Source organism: Bacillus sp. FSL E2-8900, assembly GCF_037966225.1.
Taxonomy (GTDB): Bacteria; Bacillota; Bacilli; order Bacillales; family Bacillaceae_G; genus Bacillus_A; species Bacillus_A cereus.
Map to the genome: position 1 here is coordinate 2,907,118 of NZ_CP150193.1, position 24,681 is coordinate 2,931,798.

Below are 24,681 nucleotides of genomic sequence, written 5' to 3' on the forward strand. Positions count from 1 at the left end.
AAATAGTCATTTAAAAATATAGTTGCTAATTTCATTTCACTCTTCCTTGCACCCAAGTTGCAATATCATTTATAACATACTCTGGGATATTAGCAGGCTATAATATTCATTCGATTGACTTAATTCTCCATCTCCTTCTGTAAAGAAGTGATTTAACTTTTGATACAGTCGATAATTAATGTTATCTCTCTATTAATTGTTCTTTCCAAAAAGGATTATCTATCATTCTTTATAAATTGCAAAATTTAAGGTCGGCAAAGGATTTCTATTTTTTATAAACAGGTGGAATACTTTGTGGAAAATTGAAAATATCTTCTGGATCGTATTTAGCTTTCACTTGAGTCAATCGTTTAAAGTTTTCACCATAATATAAATCCGACCAATCTTTCATTGAGAGGTCAGGTGTGTTAACATAGACACCTTTCGTAAAAGGAATCAACGCGTGACGAAAAGCTTCTACCCAACGAATCCCTTGTGCAGCTCCCTCAGGTTTGTCCCAAGTGGAAAATAACACCATATTCATTAGAGCTTTTCGATAAAAATAAGCAGTTGCTTCCTTGGGTACTGCAGAAACAGTCCCCCCTAAGCCCTGAAAAAATATAGAAACAGTAGAATTAGGTGGAGATTGACTCATAAAATGTTGAATCGTAGCAATACCTTCTTCAGGTAATAAAGAATCCATAAAAGGTGCTACGCTTTTAAATGGAAAAGGAGTTGTAGGCTGATGATTGGATATTAACGTTATAGCTTCTAAATAAGAGAGTTCTTTTATGTCTACCTTTATAGGTGATCCAATTTTGAGAAGTGGTTGTATCAATTTCTGTAAGTCTGTAACTGATCCATGAAAAATCCCATGCATCAACACAGGAGCTGTCTTTTCTGAAGACAATAATAATGTAGGAGTAAAGCGTTTATCAGAAGTAGGTAGAGTATACTTTTGCCATTCCTGTATAACGGCTTTTAAATCTTGATGCCTCCAACTAACTTCAACAAAACCAACAGTCTTAATTTCCTGAGTACGAAAGCGAAAAGATGTACAAATACCGAAACTTCCGCCTCCACCACGTAAAGCCCAAAATAGATCAGGATGCTCCTGATCATTAACCTGCAATACACAGCCGTTAGCATCAACCATTTCTATTTCTACGACATGATCAAGTAATAGTCCTAATGGTCGAGAAAGAATACCTTGCCCACCACCTAGCGCTATTCCTGCGATAGCTGGTTTAGGACAGACCCCATTAGGAATAGCTAATCCCTCTTTCCCAAGAAGCTCAGCTAGATGGAGATTTTTACAACCAGCTCCTACTGTAACAGTTTTTGATGTTGGATCTATTTTTATTTGATTTATCTCACTGACATCAATTACAATACCACCATCTAAAACTGACAAGCCTTCATAATTGTGCCCTCCTGAACGTACTCGGATAGGTACGTTATTATGTAACGACCATCGTACTGCATTCACAACGTCTTGAGTATTTTGTGCAAAGACAATAACAAAAGGGAATCTATTAAAAAATGTGTTGAACGCTTGACGTGCTGAATCATATTGCGCTTCACCAGGCGATACAATACGTCCTGTTAAACTTATATTTTCATCATAGAGCATATAGAAACCTCTCTCTCCGTACAAAAATTTTTAATGTTATCATGCTAATAATATGTATGTAAAAAAAAGTAAGAACTGCCAATTATATTGGTGATTCTTACTTTTTTTCATAAAATTAAACAAATCCGTGCAGCTTTTAAATCAATAAAAGCCGTTTTTGAGCCTTTATTTTTACTATATGGCGTAGTGACGCATACCTATCAACCTTGCTCGATGGTGATAGGACACGGCAACAATCCTTTCTCTTTCGGGCTACTCATTATAAATAATAGATTTTCAGGGTAAAACTTTAACTTATGAGATTATAGCATTACAAGCTTTTAAAAAAACTCATACAAATTAATCCTGTTAAATAAAACTTGCCAATGGCCCCTAAAAGTAGTAATCGTTGCCGCGCCCCTTCTTAGATAAAAGATAAATTTTTAATTTAAAATCTAAAATAAATAGTTTATGGACCGTAGTGCTAGTCCACCTATTATTTCTAAATTTCTTGTACCGATTCAAGATAATCAATAAAACGAGGTCCGATTATGTCTATACTTCGTATAAATAACATCATTACATTAATCCTTTTTAGGGAGTACAATCCCTTTATATAATTGAACTGTAATCAAGTAATAAATCGAGTAAATTACTACAAAAATAACAAGTGGTAACCAAATACGAAAGTACGGATCAGCCAAAAGAACGCTGAACATGTTCATACCAACTAATATGTGAGTAATCCCCACAATTGCTGGGAATAAGAATATGAAGAATAACTCTTTATAGATTGATTTTGTTAATAATTCTTGGCGAACACCAATTTTACGAAGCATTTGATAACGTGCTACATCTTTTGATGCTCCCGACAGAACTTTAAACATTAAGCAGCTTGCCATCATTGCTAAAAATGCAATTCCAACGAAGAAACCCATAAACATTAGTCCGCTGGCAAAATCATGACTCATAATATATTTTTGATACTTACTATCCAATTCTTCCGCTTTCACATTTTTATATTTTGCTATCTGTAATTCATCAAGTTTTTTCCATTCTTTTATGTATGATCCAAAATCATCTGTTTTCCCTATAAACACAGTACTTTCTTTACCCTTCAACCCATCGTATATGTTTTGTTCTACAATTTTGATTTCATAATGAGGATACATATAATTTGGCTGGATCGTTCTGAAAGCCTGAATCCATTGTTTTGTGTCGATTTCTCCTTTAACCCATTTTATTGAAAATGCACCAATTGGTATTTCCTCTGAAACTTTTTCTATTTTCATGCCTTGCAAGAAAGGGCGATTTTTTTCTACATCTTCTTTAAGATAATAAACATACCTATCATCAACTTTATAATGGTATTCAAATTTTTCTTGAAATAAGATACCACCCAAAATTGTCTTTTCTTCCGCAGTTGGATTATGAATGACTGAATCGTAAATTCGCATTTGATCTGTCATGTTTATAATGTTGTTTTTAAATGCCATACCACAAGCAATTCCACCAGCACCAAGAGCCACTAAAATTGCTACTGTTGCAAGCACATTTGTTAGACTATTAATGCGGAAATTTAATTGTGCAAAAGTAAAAGCATTGAGGCCTTTTTCACTACGTTTTTTATTACTCTTTAGCTTGTTAATCATAACTGGGAGAAGGGATCCAAATATAAGGTAAGTACCAGCGGTTGCTGAGATTAATCCAACGGCCATTAATCCCAAAGCAATTAGCGAATTTGCATATGACATATAGATCAGTGATGCATAACCAATACCTAATAAAAGAATACCAAGGAATGCAATTACAACTGTCATTTTTCCTTTTATGGCAACACGTTCTGTTTGTGCATCTGCATGTACAAGTTGCAGTACAGAAATACGCGATAATTTAATACTATTCATAATTGCAGATAATACAAATAGTACAAAGAAGAAGACGCAAGTAATAGCTATTGATGGCAGATAAAATGCTTTATAACCTTCACCAGCAAACTCGAGTTGTTTCATTAATAACTGACCGATCCCTTCTGCAAGTCCCACACCAACTGTAATACCAATCGCAAGAGACGCAGCGCCTAATACGATTGTTTCGATAAACATAAGTAATGTAACTTTATGCTTTTTTGCTCCTAACATCATATACATACCAAATTCTTTTTGACGAAGAGCTGATAAGAAAGAGTTTGCATATAAAATAAAAAAAAATGTGATAACTGCTAACAAAAAGGAACCAATTTTAAAGACAGCCACAATATCCCTAATAGAAGAGTTAGATTCAAGGAACGTTTTATTGGATGCTAGCGTTTGAAACATATAAAAAGTTGAAATAGAGACAATAAGACCAACAAGTAAAACAATGTAATCTTGCAACTTACTTTTTAGGCCTGACATAGAAAGCTTAAATAACATGATTGAACTTCCTTCCTTACGCTTTTTGTGTGCCTAAGTTTGCAAGCACGTCTAAAATTTCTTTATAGAATTCTTCACGGGTACCACCGCGATGAATTTCTTTATATAACTCACCATCTTGAATGAATAAAATACGCTGACAGTAACTTGCGCTATAAGGATCATGCGTAACCATCATAATGGATACACCTTGCTCTTTATTTAAGCTTGTCATGGCATTAAGTAAACTCGTTGCATTTTTAGAATCTAGAGCTCCAGTCGGCTCGTCTCCCAAAATAATTGCTGGTTCATGAACTAACGCACGTGCTGCTGCAGAACGTTGCTTTTGTCCACCAGATACTTCAGAAGGATATTTTTGAAGTATCGCTGTAATGCCTAACATATCAGCTACTTTTTCTACTTTCTTTCCAATGTTACGAGATGAAACACCTTGAAGTGAAAGTGGGAGTGCGATATTTTCATAGATAGATAAATTTTCTAATAAGTTAAAGTCTTGGAAAATGAACCCTAACTTTTGTGAACGAAAATCAGAAAGTTCACCTTGCTTCATTCTCGTAATATCCGTTCCTGCAATTTCAACAATGCCGCCTGTCGCTTTATCTAACGTTGAAATTACATTTAATAATGTTGTTTTACCAGAACCAGAAGGCCCCATAATACCGACAAACTCCCCCTCTTGAATTGAGAATGATACACCTTTTAATGCATGTGATTGATTCTCACCTTTTTTACCGTACAATTTTTGAATGTTTTTTACATCTACAACTGGCTTTATCATTTATATCCTCCTACATTTTTTTATTTCATTACAATAAGCTAACTACGTTTGTTTACTACTAATAAAATCGTCATGTTGCATTCACCCTAAAGCTACAATGAAGTCTTTCCTTTTTTCTTCTTTGCTCACCTCATCACTTTGAATACACCCATGATAAACTATGAAAATTAGGAAACACCCCTTAAAATCCTTAAGAATTCTTAAGTTTTAAAAAAAAGCTTATGGAACCTGTAATTCCATAAGCCGGTCTATTTGATTGGATGTTCAACAATAAAGGACATCCAGCCATCTTTATATTCTGCATGTATATTACCATCATGAAGTTCAACAATTCTTTTTGATATAGCAAGTCCCAGTCCATTTCCTTGATCATTTTTTCTTGCCTTATCACCCCTGAAAAATCTTTCAAACAATTTATTTGGATCGCTAACAGGCGGTCTCTCGACTATATTTGATACTTTTAAAATTACTTTGTTATCCATTAATTCAAGACATATGAATAATTGGGATGGTTTCATGCTGTAATTTATCGCATTCATAAACAGATTTTCATATACACGTACCATTTTTTCTGCATCTATGAAGATAGGTATTATTTCTTGTGTAATTGATTTTTGAACGATTAAACTTTCCTTTTCAAATATAGGAATGTATTCTCCAACTATTTGCTCCAACAGACCTGATAAATCAACTTCATTAAGATTTAACTTAGCATCTATGCCTGATAAACGAGTATATTCAAACAGCTCATCAATTAAATATTTCAATCTCTGTGACTTTGAATAAGTGGTTTCAAGGTATTCCTGTAGTTGTGTGTTATTGTTGTATTGCCCTCTTTTTAATAAATCTAAATAACCAATAATAGATGTCAACGGTGTGCGTAAGTCATGAGATACGTTAGTTATGAGTTCATTTTTTGTACGTTCTAATCGTCTTTCTTGTTCAAATGTATTTTCCAATTCCTTAGACATATAGTTGATATTTTGAGCAAGTTGGGTCAATTCGTCCTTCCCCTTAATCCCAATTGTTAGACCTAGTTTTCCATTGGCAATATCATTCACGTTATCAGAAATAAGCTTCAAATATACTATTTTCTTTCGAACCAATATCAAAAAAAGTATAATAAAGGTAAAGATTGCGAACGCGAATAAGAACAACATTGCGACATTGAATTCAAACATACCAAATTCTTCGTATTTTATAAATAATGGATCTATGACGTATGCCAAAATGAGGATTGTTAAACCAAATGAAATAAAAAAACTAATTGCAACAGCACCAAGAAGTTTTATAATGATCTTATTTCTGAAACTAACATTCTTCATATTTTATACCCAATTCCCCAAACAGTTTTAATGTAAATGGGATGTTTAGAATCCTCTTCAATTTTGTCTCTTATTTTTGTAATATGCACCATGACGGTATTGTCTGATTTATAAAAAACCTCTTTCCAAACTGCTTCATATATTTTTGCTACACTCATAACACTCCCTTTATTGCGGGCAAGTAGTTCGAGAATAGCAAACTCTTTTGGAGTTAACCTTGTTTCTTTTCCTCTTACCCATACTTGACGTGTATCTGTATTTACGGTTAAGTCACCAATTTCTAGAATGCTTTTATTATGTTCTACGGACGTATTGTATTTTTTAAATCTTCTTAATTGGGATTTCACTCTAGCGATTAATTCTAATGGGTTAAACGGTTTTGATAAATAATCGTCTGCACCAGAGGCTAGGCCCTGAATTTTGTCTATATCCTCAGATTTTGCAGATAGCATAATGATAGGCATATTGCGATCTTCCCTAATTTTCATACATGCTTCAATGCCATCCATATTCGGCATCATAATATCTAAAATAACCAAATCAAATTCCTTTTCTTCTAACAGTTGTAAAGCTTGTATAGCATCTTCTGCCTTTTGAGTTTTTAGGCCTTCATTTTCTAGATATACAGAGATAAGATTTCTAATCTCTTTATCATCATCAACAATAAGAATTTTTGACTCCATATTATTCCTCCACATTAAATGCAATAAGTATACAATAAAGCATATATTTGTTGTTACTTACTTAATAAACTTACTAGAGATAGTTTCTATCTTTTTTTCTTTAATTAAGACGATTCTTTGTAAAATACACAAAAAGACCGTCACAGTATTGTGACGGAAAAACAGGAAAATTTCAATAACTAATACTATTATTATTTATTTTTAGCTTTTAAGACACCCAGCGCTATTTTGGTTGCTTCTGCAATAAGCTTATCATCGTATTTAGCATCCTCTTTATCATGATTAGAAAGTATCGCAAGAACAATTGGCTTTTTATTTGGTGGCCAAATAATTGCGATATCATTTCTGGTTCCATAAGATCCCGAGCCCGTCTTATCAGCTACTTCCCATCCTCCTGGAACTCCAGCACGAATTAAGTTGTCTCCGGTAGTATTCCTTTTCATCCAATCTATTAATAAATCCCGTTTCTCAGTTGAAAGTACATCTCCTAACGCAAAAGCCTGAAGACTAGTAGCTAATGCCTTTGGGGTACTAGTATCATGTACGTCTCCTGGATGCACTTCGTTTAACTCTGGTTCAAAACGTTCAGGATTTGTAACGGTATCTCCTATTTCTCTCAGTGATTTTTTGAATTCGCTAGGTCCACCTAATTGTTTAAGAATAAGATTTTGTGCAGTATTATCACTATATCGAAGGGAAGCATCTGCAAGCTCTTTCAGAGTCATCCCCCTATCAACATACTTTTCTGTAATTGGATTGTAATTAACAAGATCTTCACGAGTATACAAAACTCTTTGATTTAGATCTTCTATTGATTTCTTTTGTAAAAGTACTCCCACAGCTAAAGCTTTGTGGGTAGATGCGTATGCAAACCGTTTATCTGATTGATACGTAACGGTTTGATTCGTATCAGTGTCCAATGCATAAATACCAAGTTTAGCATCAAATTCTTTTTCAAGTTTAGCAAAAGAATCATTACCATTAGTTTCTTGTTTGATTTGATTTGTTTGTTTCGTTTGTTTAAGTGATTCAGATTGAGTATTACCATCGGAACAGCCTATAAGCGTTGCACATGAAAGAAATACTACAGGTACCATCTTTTTGTAATGTAAAATGTTAAAAAACTTGTTTAAGACTATCATACATTTTCAACCTCTTTCAAGAATATATAGTTTTTTTAGGTGTTATACATATCGATACAATTAAAGAGTGTATCGGATATCACTCTCTTGCATCTCACTTTTCATAAAATGAGTGAACTATCATGAACCCCTGTTTTATACGTATACTTAATAGACAACCTAAATAACAAGTTTGTTCCATTTTTATTAGTAGTCGTATCTAGAAACCTAAAAAAGTCCATTTAGAAGATCTAAATGGACTTTTTCACTCATATAATCCTATCTATAGTTAAACGAATAAGATTAAATAAATTTAAATTTTCTTGTTTTATCTACTAAACTGTTTAGGCATTTCTTTAACGTGCTTATCATCATCACGCCAATCATAGGTTTCTTTCTGTGAAATATCTAAAGTTTGATCTCCAATTCTAACAATATTCTTATTTACCCATTCAATATATGGATCGGTATCTGGATAATTCCAATATATATTTTTCTCTGAATCTGTATCAAGGTTAACTAATTCACCCCTAACAGCATCCGCACTTAATGATCCTGCATTATGAAAATAAGTCTTGATGAGATATTTGCCATCTGGAGATTTCACTGTTCGAATTAATTCCCCTTTTGGAACGCCTTGCAAACTAAAAAGTTTCCAATATCCAAATCCAATTATAATTACTAACATAGTAAGTATAGTTAGTAATACTTTTCTTTTTGTTTTTTTAATTTCACCTTTTGTATTTATAATACTCATTCAACTCCATTCCATAGAACACATACCATATTATACCATTAAATAAATGGTATAATATATCAAAAATAAAAATCCTCCCTTAATAGTATTATAAAAAGAGCATGTGATGTTCCCCCTATTTATAAAATGAAACTTTAATCACCCTAACCAATCGGGCTACCCGTTAATGCGTGATAAACATGACAATTCCCCTTTAAGAAAAATATAAAAAATCAGACAGTATACTTGAATTGCTCTTCGCATGAGAATATACTAATAGAGCAGGCTATGACGTTCCTTCCTTCTAACTTCTTTGGCCAAATAGGGATGTTACTTTCCTGCTAAACACATAGGCTATGACAATCCTTCCTTATTTTTAGAATTTTCAAATTGTTTTAGAGTTGTCAATTCCCTATGAAAAATAATTAGACTATAAAACCTCTTTCTTCTTTGGGATTGAATAAACTTTAGTTTATCAACCATTGATGTAGAGGTTTTCTTTTCTTAATTAATAAATTACCACTTAACAACTAAATGTTATACCCCTAATTTTTCACTAAAAAATAGCTATGTAACCTCTGTGCATTTTTCTACAATTAGTGTGTTTATACATGTAAAAATAAAAATCTACCACTGAAAGGAGGACAGTCAGACTATTCCCCTCTTTTATAAGGAGTGAATAATCGGCGTTCTCATGAAAAATTCTATTTACATAAGAAGAAGTTTGAAAGTAATTATAAAAAGAGAAGAAAATAAACTACCGAACATGTATTTAGCCACTGTTTTAAAAAACTTGGAAAGTTTAGGATTTACTTTTTCCGAGCCTTTAATAGAAGAGTTGCAAACACTTTCGGTTGATGCATTCACATCGTTTTACAAAGAGTTGGTAAAACATTTAAAAGAAATGGTTGGTGCACATATTCAGTTTACTCCTATGTATCCAAACTTTCCGCAACAAATGATGGATTTAAGTGACGCTGATTTATACATCAATGCCGTTATTCATTATGTGACGTTGCGCCTACCTGTATCAAAAGTAGAAGAACGACTTCCTCTTTTAGATGGCGTTGATTTGAAAGTTATTGACTTAGGAAGTGAAGAAGATTTCAATCAAATGATTTCTCAATTGATTAGTGCAAACAGCTCTATTTCCTCAACTGATAAGACAGATGTAGAATGGGCTATTACACACACTGAAGATGTTTCCTGTTTTCTACCTAATGTAATTCCTCATAAGGAAAATATGTCTTTTATAATTGGAGTTTTATTAATAAACAGAAAAATATCAGCCGATGCTGCTGCAAAGTATTTTAAAACAGCAACTGATGTTCTTCGCCTTGCAGTTGCTTTATCTGAAGGCGATGTGAGTTTAGCATCTTCCGGTCGATTCAAGAAGTTTAACCGAGTAGAAAGACGCTTCCTTTTAGGATTGTTAGAGCAATGCGGAAACATTACAGAAGATATGCTTCGATACAAAAAACGTTGGATTCGTTTAGGTGAAATTCTTCATCCAGCAGAATATCATACTCGTTTCCCAAAAACCCACCGAGCATTTGAAATGCTTCGCAACAACATTAAAGTTGAAACATTTAATGGAAAAATAGAAGCAGCTTTGTTGAATCGTGATATCATGACAGCGAAAAATCTTTTAAAAACTCGCCCGGGGGAATTTGCCAGACGCTTGGATCATTTAATCCGTTTATGTAGTAATAAGTCAACAGATGTTTTCAATATTCTCGAAGATTTTCTAAGTATAATAGGAAACGTTTCTACTCCTGTATTACTTCAACTCACGGCTCATTTTAAGCATCGAAATGATAAAAATGAATTTCGTACCTTTTTTCCAAAGGGAAATGTAGCAAAAGCTATAGGTATTGAAAATACACTTCCATTTATCTCAGAGGATATTTGTTTAATGATTGTAAAAATGTGTGAAGATACTTTAAAAAATCGCTTCGCAGAACTTCCAATTCTTGGGAAAGTATTTTTGGATGAACAGTTAAAAAATCACTTAGTTCCCTTCTCTCAACGTTCAGCCAGCAAAGCGCTTCGCACATTATCTCGAGGAAGTAAAGTAGATTTGCCAGAAGGAGATACGATTCGTTTTTTCCTATGGTGGAAAGAAGGCTATGTGAATGGACAACATACAGGACGTGTTGACATTGATTTGTCTGCTGCAATGTACGACGAAGATTGGCAATACAAAGAACATGTATCCTTCACGAACTTACGTTCAAAAAATTTCAAAGCTTACCATAGCGGAGATATTACTTCTGCACCAAAGGGAGCATCTGAATTCATTGATTTCGATATTCCGTCTGTGCTGAAATATGGTGGACGCTATGTAGTTATGACTTTGCTTTCTTACACAGACCAACCATATAAAGATTTACCAGAATGCTTTACTGGTTGGATGGTTCGTCAATATCCTGGTTCAGGTGAAGTATTTGAACCTTCTACTGTTCAAGATAAAGTGGATATTACTGCCGACACCCAAATCTCTATTCCAGTTATTTTAGACTTAAAGGAACGAAAATTGATTTGGACAGATTTGTCTCTTACAAGAGATCTAACTTATGATAATACCATCGAGGCTAATCAAAAAGGTATGATACTAGTTGGAAAGGCTTTAACTAATTTAGTTAAACCGAATTTATATGACTTGTTCCGATTACATATTGAAGCTAGAGGTGAACTCGTTCAAGAAATCGAAGAAGCAGAAAGCATTTTTTCTTTGGATAAAGGGATTACTCCTTTCGATATCGAAAAAATAATATCTGATTTTATTGCTGACCCAAAAGGCTAACTACATTACAAACATTGATAATGTGTAGAAAATATCGATGTATAATATCTATGTGAAACAGGACCCGATAGATGCATATCAGGTCCTGTTTTTTATTTAGTAGATACTAAATAGTCCGGTTAATCACTATTCATCTAAATACACTATACTAATAAAGTGAAATTTATTCGAAAGAAATTCATTAGTTAATACGTAACTAATTAAGAAACATTCATATACCAGCCCAAACATCTTTTCCATATCGCCCTTCATCTTGCACACGATCCAACCAATTTCTTGCTTCTTGTTCACTGACTTCATGAATTTCTTGATACGCTTGACAAAGGGTATCTTCTACATCCGGAGCCATTTTACTTCCATCACCACATATATAAAGATGAGCTCCATTATCTAATAACGAAATTAAATTGATTCTATCTTGTTTTATTAAATGCTGTACATATGTTTTTGGATGTCCCTCTAGACGAGAAAAAGCTGTGTGTAAAGAGATTAATCCATCTCTTTCATCATTTTCTAGTTCTGTACGATAGAGATAATCTTTTTCAGGATGACGACAACCAAAATATAGATGCGCTTGTCCTAAGTTAGTACCTTTTTGCTTTTGAACACGACGCGCTTGCAAGAATCCACGGAATGGTGCAATTCCAGTACCTGGCCCAACCATAATAATTGGTGTTTCTGGATCTTTAGGCAATTCAAAGTTTGATTGTGGCGTTCGAATGAAACAGATAATCTCATCTTTACTATGACGCTGAGCTAAGTAATTAGAAGCGACGCCTTCATATGTCCCTTCTCCAATCCATGCAGGCGCATTAACAACACCGACCGTAATGCTCAGACGATTGTGTGCAACGAGTGGAGAGCTTGAAATAGAATAGTAACGCGGTTTGAGCGCAGGAAGAAGTTCTAAAAAGCGTTCAAATCGGATTTCACAAGCCTCATACTTTTCAAGAAGGTCCAACATTGAAATCCGTTTCTTTAGTATTTGTTCATGGTAAACTCCTTCTTCTAATAATGCTTCCAATTCTTTTTTATGAGGAGGACATGCTGTGAATGTTACCATTTCTCGTATTTGTGCTCGAGTGGCAGCTTCTTGAACTTCAACACTATAACTAAGAAGGTCCAATAAACTAACAGGACTGTCTAAAGGTATGTGATTTATACTTCGTCCACTTGCACTCAGTATAACTTGATCCTTCCCATTTAATCCAAAACGTTTTAAAATTCGGTTGATATTTTTCTCGCTATTAACTGGCAACACTCCAAGGTGGTCTCCTTCTTTATATGTAGCGCCTTCTGGCAAAGATACCTCGATATGTCGTGTACTTCTATCACTGCTGGGTGATTGGAGTTCACGATTTTCTAGTATAGATGCATAAACTGCTTCATATGTTCGTGCAAGAGGAGATCCTCCAAGACGACTAACAAATTGCAGACTCAAAGTACTGCGCTCTTTTTCCATATTTTTGTTGAGCTCCAATCCAAATGCCTTCATCGCATCAGACCACATGTTTTGTTTCCATTGCTCAAGCTGTTCCTCGAAATCACCACTTGCATCTGCTTCTCCGCGTTTAGAAAATCTTGTTGCTCCTTTTTGAGCCATCTGCTCATCAATGTATCTTGGAATCCGTTGGTAGGTACTAGCCCAATTATGATCTCCACAACCAAAAACTGCGTATTGAACCCCTTTTAGCTCATCTGGTTTTAGTTCCTCCAACCATTGCACAAACTGCCCTGCATTACTTGGCGGTTTTCCATTATAAGAAGAAGTCACAATAAGTACCGCTCCTTCTTTTGGCAAACTTCCAATTCGATCGTTAAGAGCTACCACTTCCGTTTGAACTCCTTCTAAACTAGCTGTATCTGCTAATTCTCTTGCAATACCTTCTGCTACACCTGTATCCGAGCCGTACAGAACAAGAAGTGAAAGATTATCGGCCCCAATAATAGAAGGTGTCTTCTGGACGTGCTGCTTAATTTCATCGTTTTTCAGCTTGTCCTCTGTAGGTGCAAGAACAGTAGGATGACTAATAGTTTGTTTTCGGGGTAGAATCCTAATCTTAAAATCACCGGGCTTTAGCGTTAATGTTTGTTTTACGTCCAGCTGATAGTTTTGATAATCGATTAATTCAAAATGTTGAAGAAGCATTCCCATTACAAGAGTGGCTTCATGAAGTGCAAATTGCATACCGATACATGCTCTCTGGCCATTTCCAAATGGCTTATAAGCATGATGAGGAACCTTATCCAGCTCTTCAAATCGTTCAGGTTGGAATTCTTCCACATTGTCTCCCCACGCATCTTTATCCCTATGCAGCTGTGGAATAAGAACAGAAATACGATCTTCTCCTTTCTTAATTGGGTATTTCTCGCCAATCACTGTATCTTCTTTTGCATAGAGACTGAATGCTGGAGCGGTAGGCCATAGACGTAGCGATTCATTTAAAATCATCCGTATATACTTCAGTTTCATAACTTGTTCGTATGTTGGAGTAGGATCCGTCAAAACACGGTCTACTTCCTCATAGGCTTTTTTCAACTTATTCGGATTCTTTAATAAAAAGTAAATTGCAAAAGATAACAATCCACTTGTTGTCTCATGTCCAGCTATTAAAAAAGTGATAATTTGGAAACGAATGTTTTCATCATCTAATTTTTCACCAGTTTCCGGATCTTGTACATTTAACATACGGGAAAGTAAATCATTTTCTTCCTGATTTCCACTACTTTTACGTTCAGCAATAATATTATCTACTAAAGAAAACATAGATTGAATATCATGCTGAAATTGACGTTTCGTTCTCCACATAAGTTTGTCTTCTATATCTAGCCGCTGCAATTGGTGCATCGCCTCATCTAGAGCACGGCTCATGCTAGTGATAAAAGGATGAGGGGTCTCACGATAAAAGCTATTAAATCGGTAATTAAAACCACATAGACCAATTGTATCTAACGTAAGGCGAGTCATATCCTCCGGAACATCTACGTTTTCATTCGGATTAAGCCGTGCCCATTTTTGAACGAGTTGTACAGCAAGATCGACCATCATGGCATGGTAATCTTTCATTGCCCGTTGGCTAAATGTAGGCATCAAAATATTATGAGCTTTTTTCCAGTTAGGCTCGTGAGTCTCGCTTGTAAATAATCCGTCTCCAGCAAAGGCGCGAACTTTTGCTAAAGCACCCTCTATACTTTTATCGAACCGTGTTTCGTCACAGACTTCTGCTACCAGTTCATGTCCGGAAACGACAATAATGGTATCACTTAAAGTTTGAATTTGAAAAATGGGACCATACTCTTCCGCTATCTTGATAAAGGATAGCGTCGGTTTATCTTTATCGATTAATGGGAGATTACCCAGCGGTCCATATGTTTTCGGCTGAGGAATGGCAGATACTTTTTTTTCCATTTAAAACACCCTTTCAAAAAAGCATGAAATAAAGATATGTAATTGATTACCTTATTTTATCTTTTCCCTAACTATTCATGATTATGATATTGCGTATAAGCTTGGCAATTAGATTTATAACTTGTAGAAAAATACTAAATTAAAATGAAGCGAATAAATATAGTTGGAGCCTTTTAATGTTGGTATTAAAAGATAATCTAAACTTGTAATGTTTATGAGAAATTGCAAACGGATCTCATCTCTTGTATTTGTTCATAAAAATGATTATTTTGATTCATTTTCTTCTAAAACACCCCAAAATAGAGAAGTTGACGAGCTTAAGATTGTAGTATATGAAAAATCAGTGGTTTAGTTAAACCAATACGATAAGCAAGTATACCGTGCTATTAATGAAAGAGGACCTGATATGAACATCAGGTCCTCTTTCACTATATAATTATGTCACTGCTTCTTTCAGTTCTTTTCCCATTTTAAATACCGGCGCCTTAGTAGCAAAAAAACTTGTAGGAATCTTTATCTAACGTTTTATTCTTCTCTACCGATTTAACTTCTCGACGGCTTCCGCACTTGTATCTACACGTTTAACGAAAAAAACTAATAGTAGTGCAACAACATTCATGCCAAGCGCTACATAGAAGGAATACTGAATTCCAGATAATAAAGCCTTTTGAGTTACTATTGCCTTCGTAGTTTCTGTGAAGGTTGTTGGATCTATATCAGACATTAAACTTTCAACTTTTGTTTTTGTTACAGAATTCATAATCGTAACAAGAATAGCAGTACCAATCGAACCGGACACTTGTTGAGCTGTATTATTAACAGCTGTACCGTGCGGATTTAAACGAGTTGGTAATTGATTAAGACCATTTGTCATAAGTGGCATCATCACCATCGCCATCCCAAACATCCGCAGTGTGTAAATAAGAATAATATGTGTGTGACTAGAGTCGAGTTGCAGGTTTGCTAGCATATAAGTTGAAACGGCTGTAATGGAAAGTCCTACTATACCAAGAATACGAGGACCATATTTATCAAATAGTTTACCTGTAATTGGTGACATAATCCCCATTATAACCGCACCTGGAAGCATCATCAGCCCAGAGCTCAGCGGCGAAATACCACGGACGTTTTGTACATAAGCTGGTGTTAAAATCATACCCGAAAACATGGCCACCGCGTTAACAATTGCAATTACAGACGCAAGTGCAAACATTGGGTACTTGTAAACACGTAAATCCAATAACGGCTCATCCATTTTTAATTGGCGGATAATAAAAGCAATTAGGGCAATAGCGCCTATGATTAAGGTTGTTAAGACAACTTTATTTGTCCAACCATCGGAGCTTGCAGAACTGAATCCATATAACAAACCGCCAAAACCGACAGAAGATAATAGTAATGAGAGATAATCAAGTTTTGCATTTTTGTTTTGTTTCATGACATTCTCAGATTTCCAAATCCCTAACAGTAAGCTAATGATTGCTAACGGTAAAATCATTTCAAAAAGCAAACGCCAGTCATAATACTCTACAATATAACCTGATAGTGTCGGTCCAATTGCTGGAGCCGTAATCATAACTAGTCCAAAAATCCCCATTGCTGTTCCCCTTTTTTCTCTCGGAAAGCTTACTAGCATAATATTCATTAACAAAGGTCCCATAACTGAAGAGCCTGCCGCTTGAACCATCCGACCAGTAAGTAATAAACCAAAATTCGGCGCTACAGCCGCTAAGGCAGTACCAAGAATAAAAATCAACATAGATGTAATAAATAGGCTTCTATTCGAGAAACGCGTTATTAAAAATGCTGATGCCGGAATTAATATACCACTTACAAGCATATACCCTGTAGAAAGCCACTGGATCGTTGAATAATCTTGAATGTTTAAATCTTTCATTATTGATGGCAAGGCTACATTTAAAAGCGAGTTATTTAGAAATGAAACAAATGCCCCAATAAAAAGAATTACAAGCATTAAATATGGTGGTTTTCTTTTATGTAATGTTTCACTCATATATTTAATTGCCCCTTCATTATAAATTTCATTGATTCGTTTAAATCGTTTACATATTTGCACAAGAAAACATTACCCTTGCAGTATTTTGCCAAACTCTTCGAATGGATATTCTCTTTTTAGCAATTCCACTTGCCCAACATAACATTTTAAAATCTTTTTGTTGATTAAACCTTTATAAAAATGTTTGTTAACGAAATTTAAATTAGGCTGAAATATATAAAAGAAGCAACTGAAAATACCCTTCTAAAATAAAGTGAAACTTTAAATCAACAAGTCCACACACCCATTCCTTTAAATACAGGCTTGTAGATCTAGTTATGTAACCATCCATAAAAAGGAATATTACATAGGCTAAGTCTAACATTACATTTTTAAAGTGAGGAGAATAAGCGTATGGACCAATATTGGTATTTGAATTCAAAGGGAAACGGGGAACAATATACTAACCAAATTTCATTATATTCACAGCCCGAAATAACTAAATCTGAGGTAATGAATGATTTGAAGCTTCCTGAGAAGTGGAGTTACCGAGTTTATCCAGTTAGTTGGGATTCATCAGCCAATTATACGGGATTCAATCCCCAACCCCCTCCCTTCTCTTGGGGGCAGCAGCCAATCAATTATGCAGGGATAATGCCACAAGGTCACCCTACTAATTGGACTCCACTACCAGGTCATGCAGGTTTTAATTTTCAAAAACCTTCCTTCCCCTGGGCGCAACCATTCAATCATACAGGGATGTTCGCACAAGGGCATCTTGCCGCTTTACTATCGCCGCCAGCCAAGTCTTTTCATTTCAATACCAATAACTCGGGTGTTTTTGGAAACCCTCCAGGATGGGGTAGTCCGTGGGCCCCAATGGGATGGGGAAATAACGGAGGTAGCGGTCAGCTAGGAATGCTTGGAAACTTACTTACAGCAGGAAAAGGCACAATGGGTGGAATAGGAATGATTAGTAGTCTAATCGGGATGGGGAAGTTCTTCTTTTAGTTAATTAAAGTGATAGAATTGGTCCGCAGCTCAGACATTCCAACAAAATATTTCATTCTCCATTGATTTAATGTTTTCAAACATGTACTCCTCAATATATTTATTGTGTGCTTCCAATACTCCATCCAAGTTCGTCTCCTTGTCTTTCAATTTATAAAAAAATCTGTTGCAACTCTTTAGACAACAATTCCAGTTCATACAAAATCAATAAGTTCACAACAAAAACGCTATCCTTTCCTATGATTCTAGGGAAAGAATAGCGTTTTTGTTACGTAATGATTAAGTTGTTTCATTCTTATTTATTCAATAATTTCATTGTCATTTCTCTGCATTTTTAGCCTGATAGCGATATGATCATCCCCCGTAAAATGCCATTTCTTTTACTTATGCTTTGCTAAAAATTCTGTTATGCGACGATATACATATATTTCATTTTCTTTTTTTGAAAATCCATGCCCTTCATCGTCTAATACTAGGTATTCTACATCTACTCCTTGTTCTTGCAACGCGTGAAAAATTTGATCCGATTCTTCCTTTACAACTCGTGGATCATTTGCCCCTTGGATGATAAGGAGTGGTTTATTCATTTGATTTAAGTAAGTAATTGGTGAATCTTGTATAAGCTTATCTTTATCATTATTAATATCACCTATTAAATTAACTGCGAGCGGTTTCCAATTTTCAGGCATAGATTCGATAAAACTAAATAAATTGCTAGGTCCAAAAATGTCAATGGCTGCACGGAAATACTCTGAATGACGCCCGTGAAGCAATAAGGTCATATATCCTCCATAACTACCGCCCATAACAAATAATTTATCAGGAGTTGATATCCCCTGTTCAAATAACCATTCGATCCCTGCTACACAATCTAAACGTGGTGCTTCTCCCCAATCACCTTCAATCATTTTTGTAAACGTTGAACCATATCTTGTACTACTTCTAAAGTTTGGCGCAAAAATATTATATCCCTGCCTTAATAAATATTGAAATAATTCTCTGAAACCTTTCGTCTCAGCACTTTGTGGACCACCATGAGGCCAAAATATTGTATATCCGTTTTGTACTTCTCCTTTCGCCCGGAATAATAATGCTTCTATGTTTAACCCATCAAAAGAGGCATATGTTATAACATCCGGTTCAACAAAAGAAGATTCAGATAGACCAATAACATAGTTTTTTGTTAATGCTGCCCATTCTGTATCTCTATTCTTCTTGTAATAGATGTTTGCTGTTTTCGTCGCACTTTCACCTAGCAAATATAAATTTTCCGATTTTGTAATTTCAATTTGACTTATCGTATCTACCGGAGAATTCAATAGAATTAACTCTTTTTTATCCCATACAAATTTATATAACCTATCTGTAACACCTTTCGACGAAACAATGTAGCCATTTTTTGTTTCAGCATGCCATTTTATATCGGATATATCTTCCTTCTCTATTTTACAGATTGGTTTGAATTCCTGTTTATTTAAATCAAAAGAAGCTACATAGGAAAACTCTTCTTCATAATTTGTAACGAAAATCACTGTATTTTCATCAATATAACAAATGGACCCTATAGTATGTTCTTTCTCACTGGAAGGTACTATACAAATAAGTTCTTCTCCCTTTTTTACATATCCTACATTATACGTATTACTATATGACTTTAAAACAATGTAACTTGATTCATTCGGACTTACTGCCTCTACATATGTAGGTGTCTCCACACCAGTTAACAACAGCGTATCTTCTTTTGTGCGTATATTATAACAACGAGAGTTTAAGAACATTGGGTTATCTTTACTTGTGACATAGTATAATCGTTCCCCATCCTCTGTTAAATGCACAAAGTAATCCTTTTCTGTCTCTCCTGCTGGAATCAATTCAAGCAATCCACCACCCTCTGGCTTTAATGCATAAATATGATAATTTTCATCCCCATCTTTATCAAATCCAGCTAAAATAAATCGATTTAAAGAATCCATTTTAATAAAATTGCTTGATTGATTACAATATGTTAATGGATAAGGGGATAAATTGGGTAAATCCATCGCCCATAAATTAGAATGACCATTTAAGTTTGTACTAAAAATTAATTTCCCTTCATCTTCACTAACTGTAAACCTACCAATACTATAGGATCTAAAAAATTGTTCAGCATCTTCCATAGGAAATTGAATCATCTTTCTTCCTCCACTCTACCTTATATCTAAAAATTCAGAACATCTTATATATAAAGATTCTACATTTTCCTATTTATCCCTTTTTGGTTTTATTTAGATTTACTTCTCACTCTATATTTCTTACTAAATGGTTCACTTCTATTATGATCTTTCTTTTAAGATGTGAAATACAAATACACTCCGTAACCTACAAATAAGATCAATAGAATAGAAATGCCGAGTACCGTATATATAATCCCTTTTAAATTTGAGTTCATATCATCCTCCTACTCCCCGATAATTCGAGTATATAACAAAAAAAGCATTGGATACCCAATGCTTTTTACACTTACGCAAATAAAGAAGTATTCGCATATAAAGCTGGTGAACCACCTGAATGTACGAATAAAATATTGTCTTCCTTATTAAAATTACCTTTTCTAATTAAGTCGATTAATCCCGCTACTGCCTTACCTGTATACACTGGATCAAGTAAAATACCTTCTGTTTTCGCAAGTAACTGAACTGCCTCTACCATTTCTGGCGTTGGTAACGCATAGCCTGGTCCTACATATTCATCAAAGCACGTAACAGCGTCGCGCGAGATAAAGTTTGGAATACCAACGTGTGCTGAAGTTTCATCTACAAGTTTTGCTACTTTCTCTTCTTGCTCAGCTTTTCCTCTACTTACGTTAATTCCAATTACAGGAATATGGCTTTGTGTTCCAGAAAAACCAGTAATTAAACCAGCATGCATACCGCCGCTACCACTTACACAAACAACTGAACTGAAATCAATTCCTTGCTCAAATGATTGCGCCATAATTTCTTGCGCACAAGCAACGTATCCCATAGCGCCCGTAGGGTTTGATCCACCAACTGGAATTACATATGGTGTATTCCCTTTTTCACTTACTTCTTTTGCTACTTTATGCATTTCTTCCATCAGGTCTGCTCCGTTCGGTACAACAATGACATTCTCAGCACCTAATAAGTGATATAAGAAATAGTTTCCGTTAAAGTCTCTCTTCTCTTCTGGCTCAAGCCCTTCCTCTAATACAAGAATACATTTCATTTTTTCTTTTACCGCAGCAGCAAGTGTCAGGCGGCAATGATTTGACTGAATACCACCAGCTGTAATTAATGTATCTGCACCCTTTTCCTGTGCATCTGCAACTAGAAATTCTAACTTTCTCGTCTTATTGCCACCGGCTGTTAAACCAAGTAAATCATCTCGTTTAAAATAAATAGTCGGGCCACCAAGTGCTTCAGAAAAATTGTTTAACTTTTCAATTGGTGTATATAATTCTGTATATTTTTTTCTCGGGAATTTAGCTAAATTCATTGTAACGCTCCTTTTGTACTTCTTTCACAATATATGTAACGTTACTATTATTACACGTAAAAATGGTGAAGTCATCTTTCTCGGTTAAAAATGTATTAGAATTTCATTTTGATAAGTAAAACCGTATTAATGATTTTAACTTAATTACGGTACATGAAATTTATATCAACGATTTTTTAAATATATCGTTCATTACTTACAATATATCAACGATTTTTCAAATATATCGATCGTAACTTGCAGTATATCAACGATTTTCTTAATATATCGATCTATCGACAAAAAACGACAGACAGGCAACCCCTTTCTCATCAACAAAAAAAGAGCCTACACATTCAAATGCAGACTCCCTCCAATCACTTATTTACCGAAAAACGAAGTAACTGTGTTAATCCCGGCTCTAAATTCATTTCACCTTTATGGCGTACGTATACGACTTTATCCCCATCAAACTTCGGAGGATTTGCTTTACTATACGTATGCCACTCATTCGTTCCTTCTATAGTGTACTCCATATATTCAGTTGCACCGACAATTATATTTTTACTATCATCTGCTGTTACATTTGGTGCCATCTGCGCAATTTTTGAATCACTAATTAATAACTTCTTTATATCCTTATCACGTTTGTAATCGTAAGCTGTCACAATTACATCGTTACCATATGCTTTCACTTGCAACCCTTGTTTAAATGAATAGCCATCAGGAGCAGTCTTCTCTCCTCCATTTGGTCCTGCTGACATCCAGCCCGTTTCAATCCCGCCCGTATTTACAACAGTAAATCCTTTTTTATCTCCGCCTGCAATTTTCTTTTTACCAGCCCAGTCCGGTAAGTTTAAATCCCAATGCGTATGACTCGTAAAGAAAACGACCTGCGGATAGTCTTTTAATATATCGTACAATTTATCAACGTTTAAATAGTCTTGTAAATATGGTGATTGTCTTGATCCAGACACAGTATCGGGTAAAACGTGATGAGAGAAAATGAAAATTGGTTTATTTTTATCTTTTTGGCTGTACTCTTCTAAATTTTGTTTTAACCAACCTAGTTGCTCATCACTCATATATACTTCATCCCACATTTTTGAATCATGGTATTTCATATATTTTTCAGTTCCTAAAAATAGAAGCGGATAACCATCTAATTCTTTTTTATGATATACCTTTTCTTGTCCACTAAATTTCAGATAGCGGTTAAATAAAGTTTCCTCAGTTACACCATTTGGCCATGTACTTTGAGAGAGTTTCCCATCCGCTGTCCATTTACCAGCATAAAACTCATGATTCCCAACAGTAGACCATACATTTTCTGGATGCTTATTTTTATTTAACACACGCTTTACATCATCATATTGTGACTGTTGTCCAGTCGGCGTTATATCCCCATTCATAATAAGCGCTCTAGAAAGTGGCGTCACTTTGTTCATATCTTTTAGCACATGATCAAAATCCCCTAAATCCCCTTGAATATCACTAATAACATTAAAAGTTGTAGCTGATTTTCGGGCTTGCTCTTTCCCTTCCGCATGCACTGAAAACGTCGGTAATAATGCCGCCATAACTGCTAACGAAGCAACTGTCTTTTTCATACAAATTCTCCCCCCTAATAATAGAAAGTACAAACTGACATATTCTGCTTTCTCTTAGGTGCTTGTCCAATTCACATTATAAAGAGGGATTGTAAAGATAGATGGAGTAAAAAATTAAGTGTTTTTTAAGAGATTTTGTCTTTTTTACACGCCCCATTTAACAATTAACACTAATTTTTCTATTAACCTACTAATATTAACTGAATGTAAATTTATACAATAAATCACTTCGTTTAATATGTTGTGTTTTAATTTCCTTTACACAATTTCAATAAAGTACTTTACCATTTTAAATTCTCTTCATTAATCCTCAACTTCTATTCCAGCCTGTTTTAATGGTTCTAATACTTTCGGGTAACACATTGAAATATATTCCACTGTTTTTAAATTTTTTAGATTTTGAAATCCTTCAACAGATATAACATCAAATAAACTGTCTTCACCGTCCCAATCAGGCTTTAAAATATGATAAATTTCATTCCCACCATCAAAGCAAAGGGACTCAATCTTTTCCAAATCACTTATTTCCAAAGTTAACGCTTCTAAAAAAGCTTTGATTTCAACAATTGGCCCAGCTCCTGAATACCATTCAAAATAATTCGTATGCTTTTCTATTAAGTCTTTCAATTCTTTTAGAAATAGTGGCTCTTTATCTAATAAAGCTTCAATTACTACTAACTTAAAATTAAAATCCTGAAACATTTTACTCTTCCTCATTTTAAATTCCTCCAATGTTATAACATCCTTGTCCAAATTATTATAAGTAAAACATATCCAATTGCAGCTTCTTTATTTCTTTCAATATCACATTAAAAAGGGATATGCTTAATTGCATGTCCACAATCGAGAAAATATACATTATACATAATATTTTCTTACTAATTATATTCTTTATATACTTACCTTCGCTTCTCTAGCATCTTGTTTCTTAATTAAGTCTAAGTAAAAATGCGAGACAGTTGTGTTGTAATAAGGGGAAATGAATATGAATGACAGATTAAATGTAAACATGCCTATAAATGCAGTTAATAAAAACCAACCAATAAAAGATAACCAAAGAACAAATAACTTGAACTTATGTCCTTTCATTATTCTTTTACTCTCCCTTAATGCTTCACTTGCTGTATAATCCGGATTCTCTATTAAAATATAATATGCCATTGAATAAGAAAAATATTTAATAATACCTGGAACAATTAATAACAGACTCCATAAAAATAGAAAAACAGCCTGCAACACTCCTAATTTCATTGATTTACACAAATTATTTTTCCTAAACCCCACAAATACATCGTCCACCTTAGCATCTTCATTTTTACCTAAGCGTAAGGTGAAAACAGAATACCCATAATTAAAGATACCTTGTATGACACTGTAAATTAAGAAACAAATCAGTCCTATAAAAAAATAACTTAGAATAAGTAAAACTAGTGCTGTTAGATCTACTTGTAGTTGCCCACCCATTGAATAAATAAAGAAAACATCCAAACCAATTATCCCAATAAACAAACCAAATATTAAATATATAAAACTAGCGATTGCTGATGCACTTAAAGTTGGTACAAAATAGTATAACGCCGATATCCCTATACTTACTCCCCATTTCCCATCTAACGAATTAAGTGCTGCTTTCTTTAAATTTCTTATCAAACTTGCATCCTCCTTTTTTCCATATTTTAGCCAATAAAAATTTTACAAATAAAAAACTTGTAGCAAGCCCCACTACA

At 34.5% G+C, this 24,681-nt stretch carries 16 protein-coding genes; 2 read left to right on the top strand and 14 right to left on the bottom strand.

What is annotated here, in order from left to right; translation table 11 throughout:
- Nucleotides 1-265: 265 nt before the first annotated feature.
- From NST90_RS14870 to NST90_RS14900, 7 genes are all read right to left on the bottom strand, one after another.
- The gene (locus NST90_RS14870) at nucleotides 266-1,612 is read right to left on the bottom strand and encodes an FAD-binding oxidoreductase (protein ID WP_025708658.1); all 1,347 of its coding nucleotides are present in this window, start codon (nucleotides 1,610-1,612) and stop codon (nucleotides 266-268) included.
- Between the two features lie 563 nt (nucleotides 1,613-2,175).
- Nucleotides 2,176-4,005 carry an ABC transporter permease gene (locus tag NST90_RS14875; RefSeq protein ID WP_098770194.1) on the bottom strand — a complete coding sequence of 610 codons (1,830 nt, stop codon included), beginning with the start codon at nucleotides 4,003-4,005 and terminating at the stop codon, nucleotides 2,176-2,178.
- Between the two features lie 16 nt (nucleotides 4,006-4,021).
- Nucleotides 4,022-4,783 carry an ABC transporter ATP-binding protein gene (locus NST90_RS14880; RefSeq protein ID WP_000595165.1) on the bottom strand — a complete coding sequence of 254 codons (762 nt, stop codon included), beginning with the start codon at nucleotides 4,781-4,783 and terminating at the stop codon, nucleotides 4,022-4,024.
- A gap of 248 nt (nucleotides 4,784-5,031) precedes the next feature.
- Complete coding sequence (locus NST90_RS14885; RefSeq protein WP_025708663.1) at nucleotides 5,032-6,108, bottom strand: HAMP domain-containing sensor histidine kinase; 1,077 nt, start codon at nucleotides 6,106-6,108, stop codon at nucleotides 5,032-5,034.
- Nucleotides 6,105-6,791 (bottom strand): response regulator transcription factor, encoded by a 687-nt coding sequence (locus NST90_RS14890; RefSeq protein ID WP_003313232.1) that lies wholly within the window; start codon nucleotides 6,789-6,791, stop codon nucleotides 6,105-6,107. The genes NST90_RS14885 and NST90_RS14890 overlap by 4 nt, the downstream gene beginning before the upstream one ends.
- A 191-nt stretch (nucleotides 6,792-6,982) precedes the next feature.
- On the bottom strand, nucleotides 6,983-7,933 hold the full coding sequence (gene bla, locus NST90_RS14895; protein ID WP_025708667.1) for a class A beta-lactamase: 951 nt from the start codon (nucleotides 7,931-7,933) through the stop codon (nucleotides 6,983-6,985).
- A 307-nt stretch (nucleotides 7,934-8,240) separates the two neighbouring features.
- Nucleotides 8,241-8,669, bottom strand: a complete 429-nt coding sequence (locus tag NST90_RS14900) for a DUF5412 domain-containing protein (protein WP_000022540.1) — start codon at nucleotides 8,667-8,669, stop codon at nucleotides 8,241-8,243.
- Between the two features lie 673 nt (nucleotides 8,670-9,342).
- On the opposite strand from NST90_RS14900, the gene NST90_RS14905 reads away from it, so the two are divergent.
- Nucleotides 9,343-11,454, top strand: coding sequence for a TerD family protein (locus NST90_RS14905; RefSeq protein ID WP_046392882.1), 2,112 nt, complete (start codon nucleotides 9,343-9,345; stop codon nucleotides 11,452-11,454).
- A 211-nt stretch (nucleotides 11,455-11,665) separates the two neighbouring features.
- Here NST90_RS14905 and cypD read toward each other — a convergent pair whose 3' ends face one another.
- Nucleotides 11,666-14,863: a bifunctional P-450/NADPH--P450 reductase gene (gene cypD / locus NST90_RS14910; protein ID WP_048558188.1), complete on the bottom strand. Its 3,198-nt coding sequence runs from the start codon at nucleotides 14,861-14,863 to the stop codon at nucleotides 11,666-11,668.
- A gap of 535 nt (nucleotides 14,864-15,398) precedes the next feature.
- Complete coding sequence (locus tag NST90_RS14915; RefSeq protein ID WP_025708674.1) at nucleotides 15,399-16,877, bottom strand: DHA2 family efflux MFS transporter permease subunit; 1,479 nt, start codon at nucleotides 16,875-16,877, stop codon at nucleotides 15,399-15,401.
- A gap of 396 nt (nucleotides 16,878-17,273) precedes the next feature.
- Between NST90_RS14915 and NST90_RS14920 the strand changes: the two genes are divergently transcribed.
- The gene (locus tag NST90_RS14920; RefSeq protein WP_044307404.1) at nucleotides 17,274-17,870 is read left to right on the top strand and encodes a hypothetical protein; all 597 of its coding nucleotides are present in this window, start codon (nucleotides 17,274-17,276) and stop codon (nucleotides 17,868-17,870) included.
- A 380-nt stretch (nucleotides 17,871-18,250) separates the two neighbouring features.
- Here the strand turns inward: NST90_RS14920 and NST90_RS14925 are convergent, their stop codons facing one another.
- From NST90_RS14925 to NST90_RS14945, 5 genes are all read right to left on the bottom strand, one after another.
- Nucleotides 18,251-20,041 (bottom strand): prolyl oligopeptidase family serine peptidase, encoded by a 1,791-nt coding sequence (locus tag NST90_RS14925; RefSeq protein ID WP_283748151.1) that lies wholly within the window; start codon nucleotides 20,039-20,041, stop codon nucleotides 18,251-18,253.
- 328 nt (nucleotides 20,042-20,369) lie between these two features.
- Complete coding sequence (locus NST90_RS14930; protein WP_048558187.1) at nucleotides 20,370-21,365, bottom strand: D-cysteine desulfhydrase; 996 nt, start codon at nucleotides 21,363-21,365, stop codon at nucleotides 20,370-20,372.
- A gap of 356 nt (nucleotides 21,366-21,721) precedes the next feature.
- On the bottom strand, nucleotides 21,722-22,954 hold the full coding sequence (locus NST90_RS14935; protein WP_046392887.1) for a DUF4073 domain-containing protein: 1,233 nt from the start codon (nucleotides 22,952-22,954) through the stop codon (nucleotides 21,722-21,724).
- 303 nt (nucleotides 22,955-23,257) lie between these two features.
- On the bottom strand, nucleotides 23,258-23,671 hold the full coding sequence (locus NST90_RS14940; RefSeq protein ID WP_001232168.1) for a hypothetical protein: 414 nt from the start codon (nucleotides 23,669-23,671) through the stop codon (nucleotides 23,258-23,260).
- Nucleotides 23,672-23,845: 174 nt separating this feature from the next.
- Complete coding sequence (locus NST90_RS14945; protein WP_000620770.1) at nucleotides 23,846-24,604, bottom strand: DUF975 family protein; 759 nt, start codon at nucleotides 24,602-24,604, stop codon at nucleotides 23,846-23,848.
- Nucleotides 24,605-24,681 lie beyond the last annotated feature (77 nt).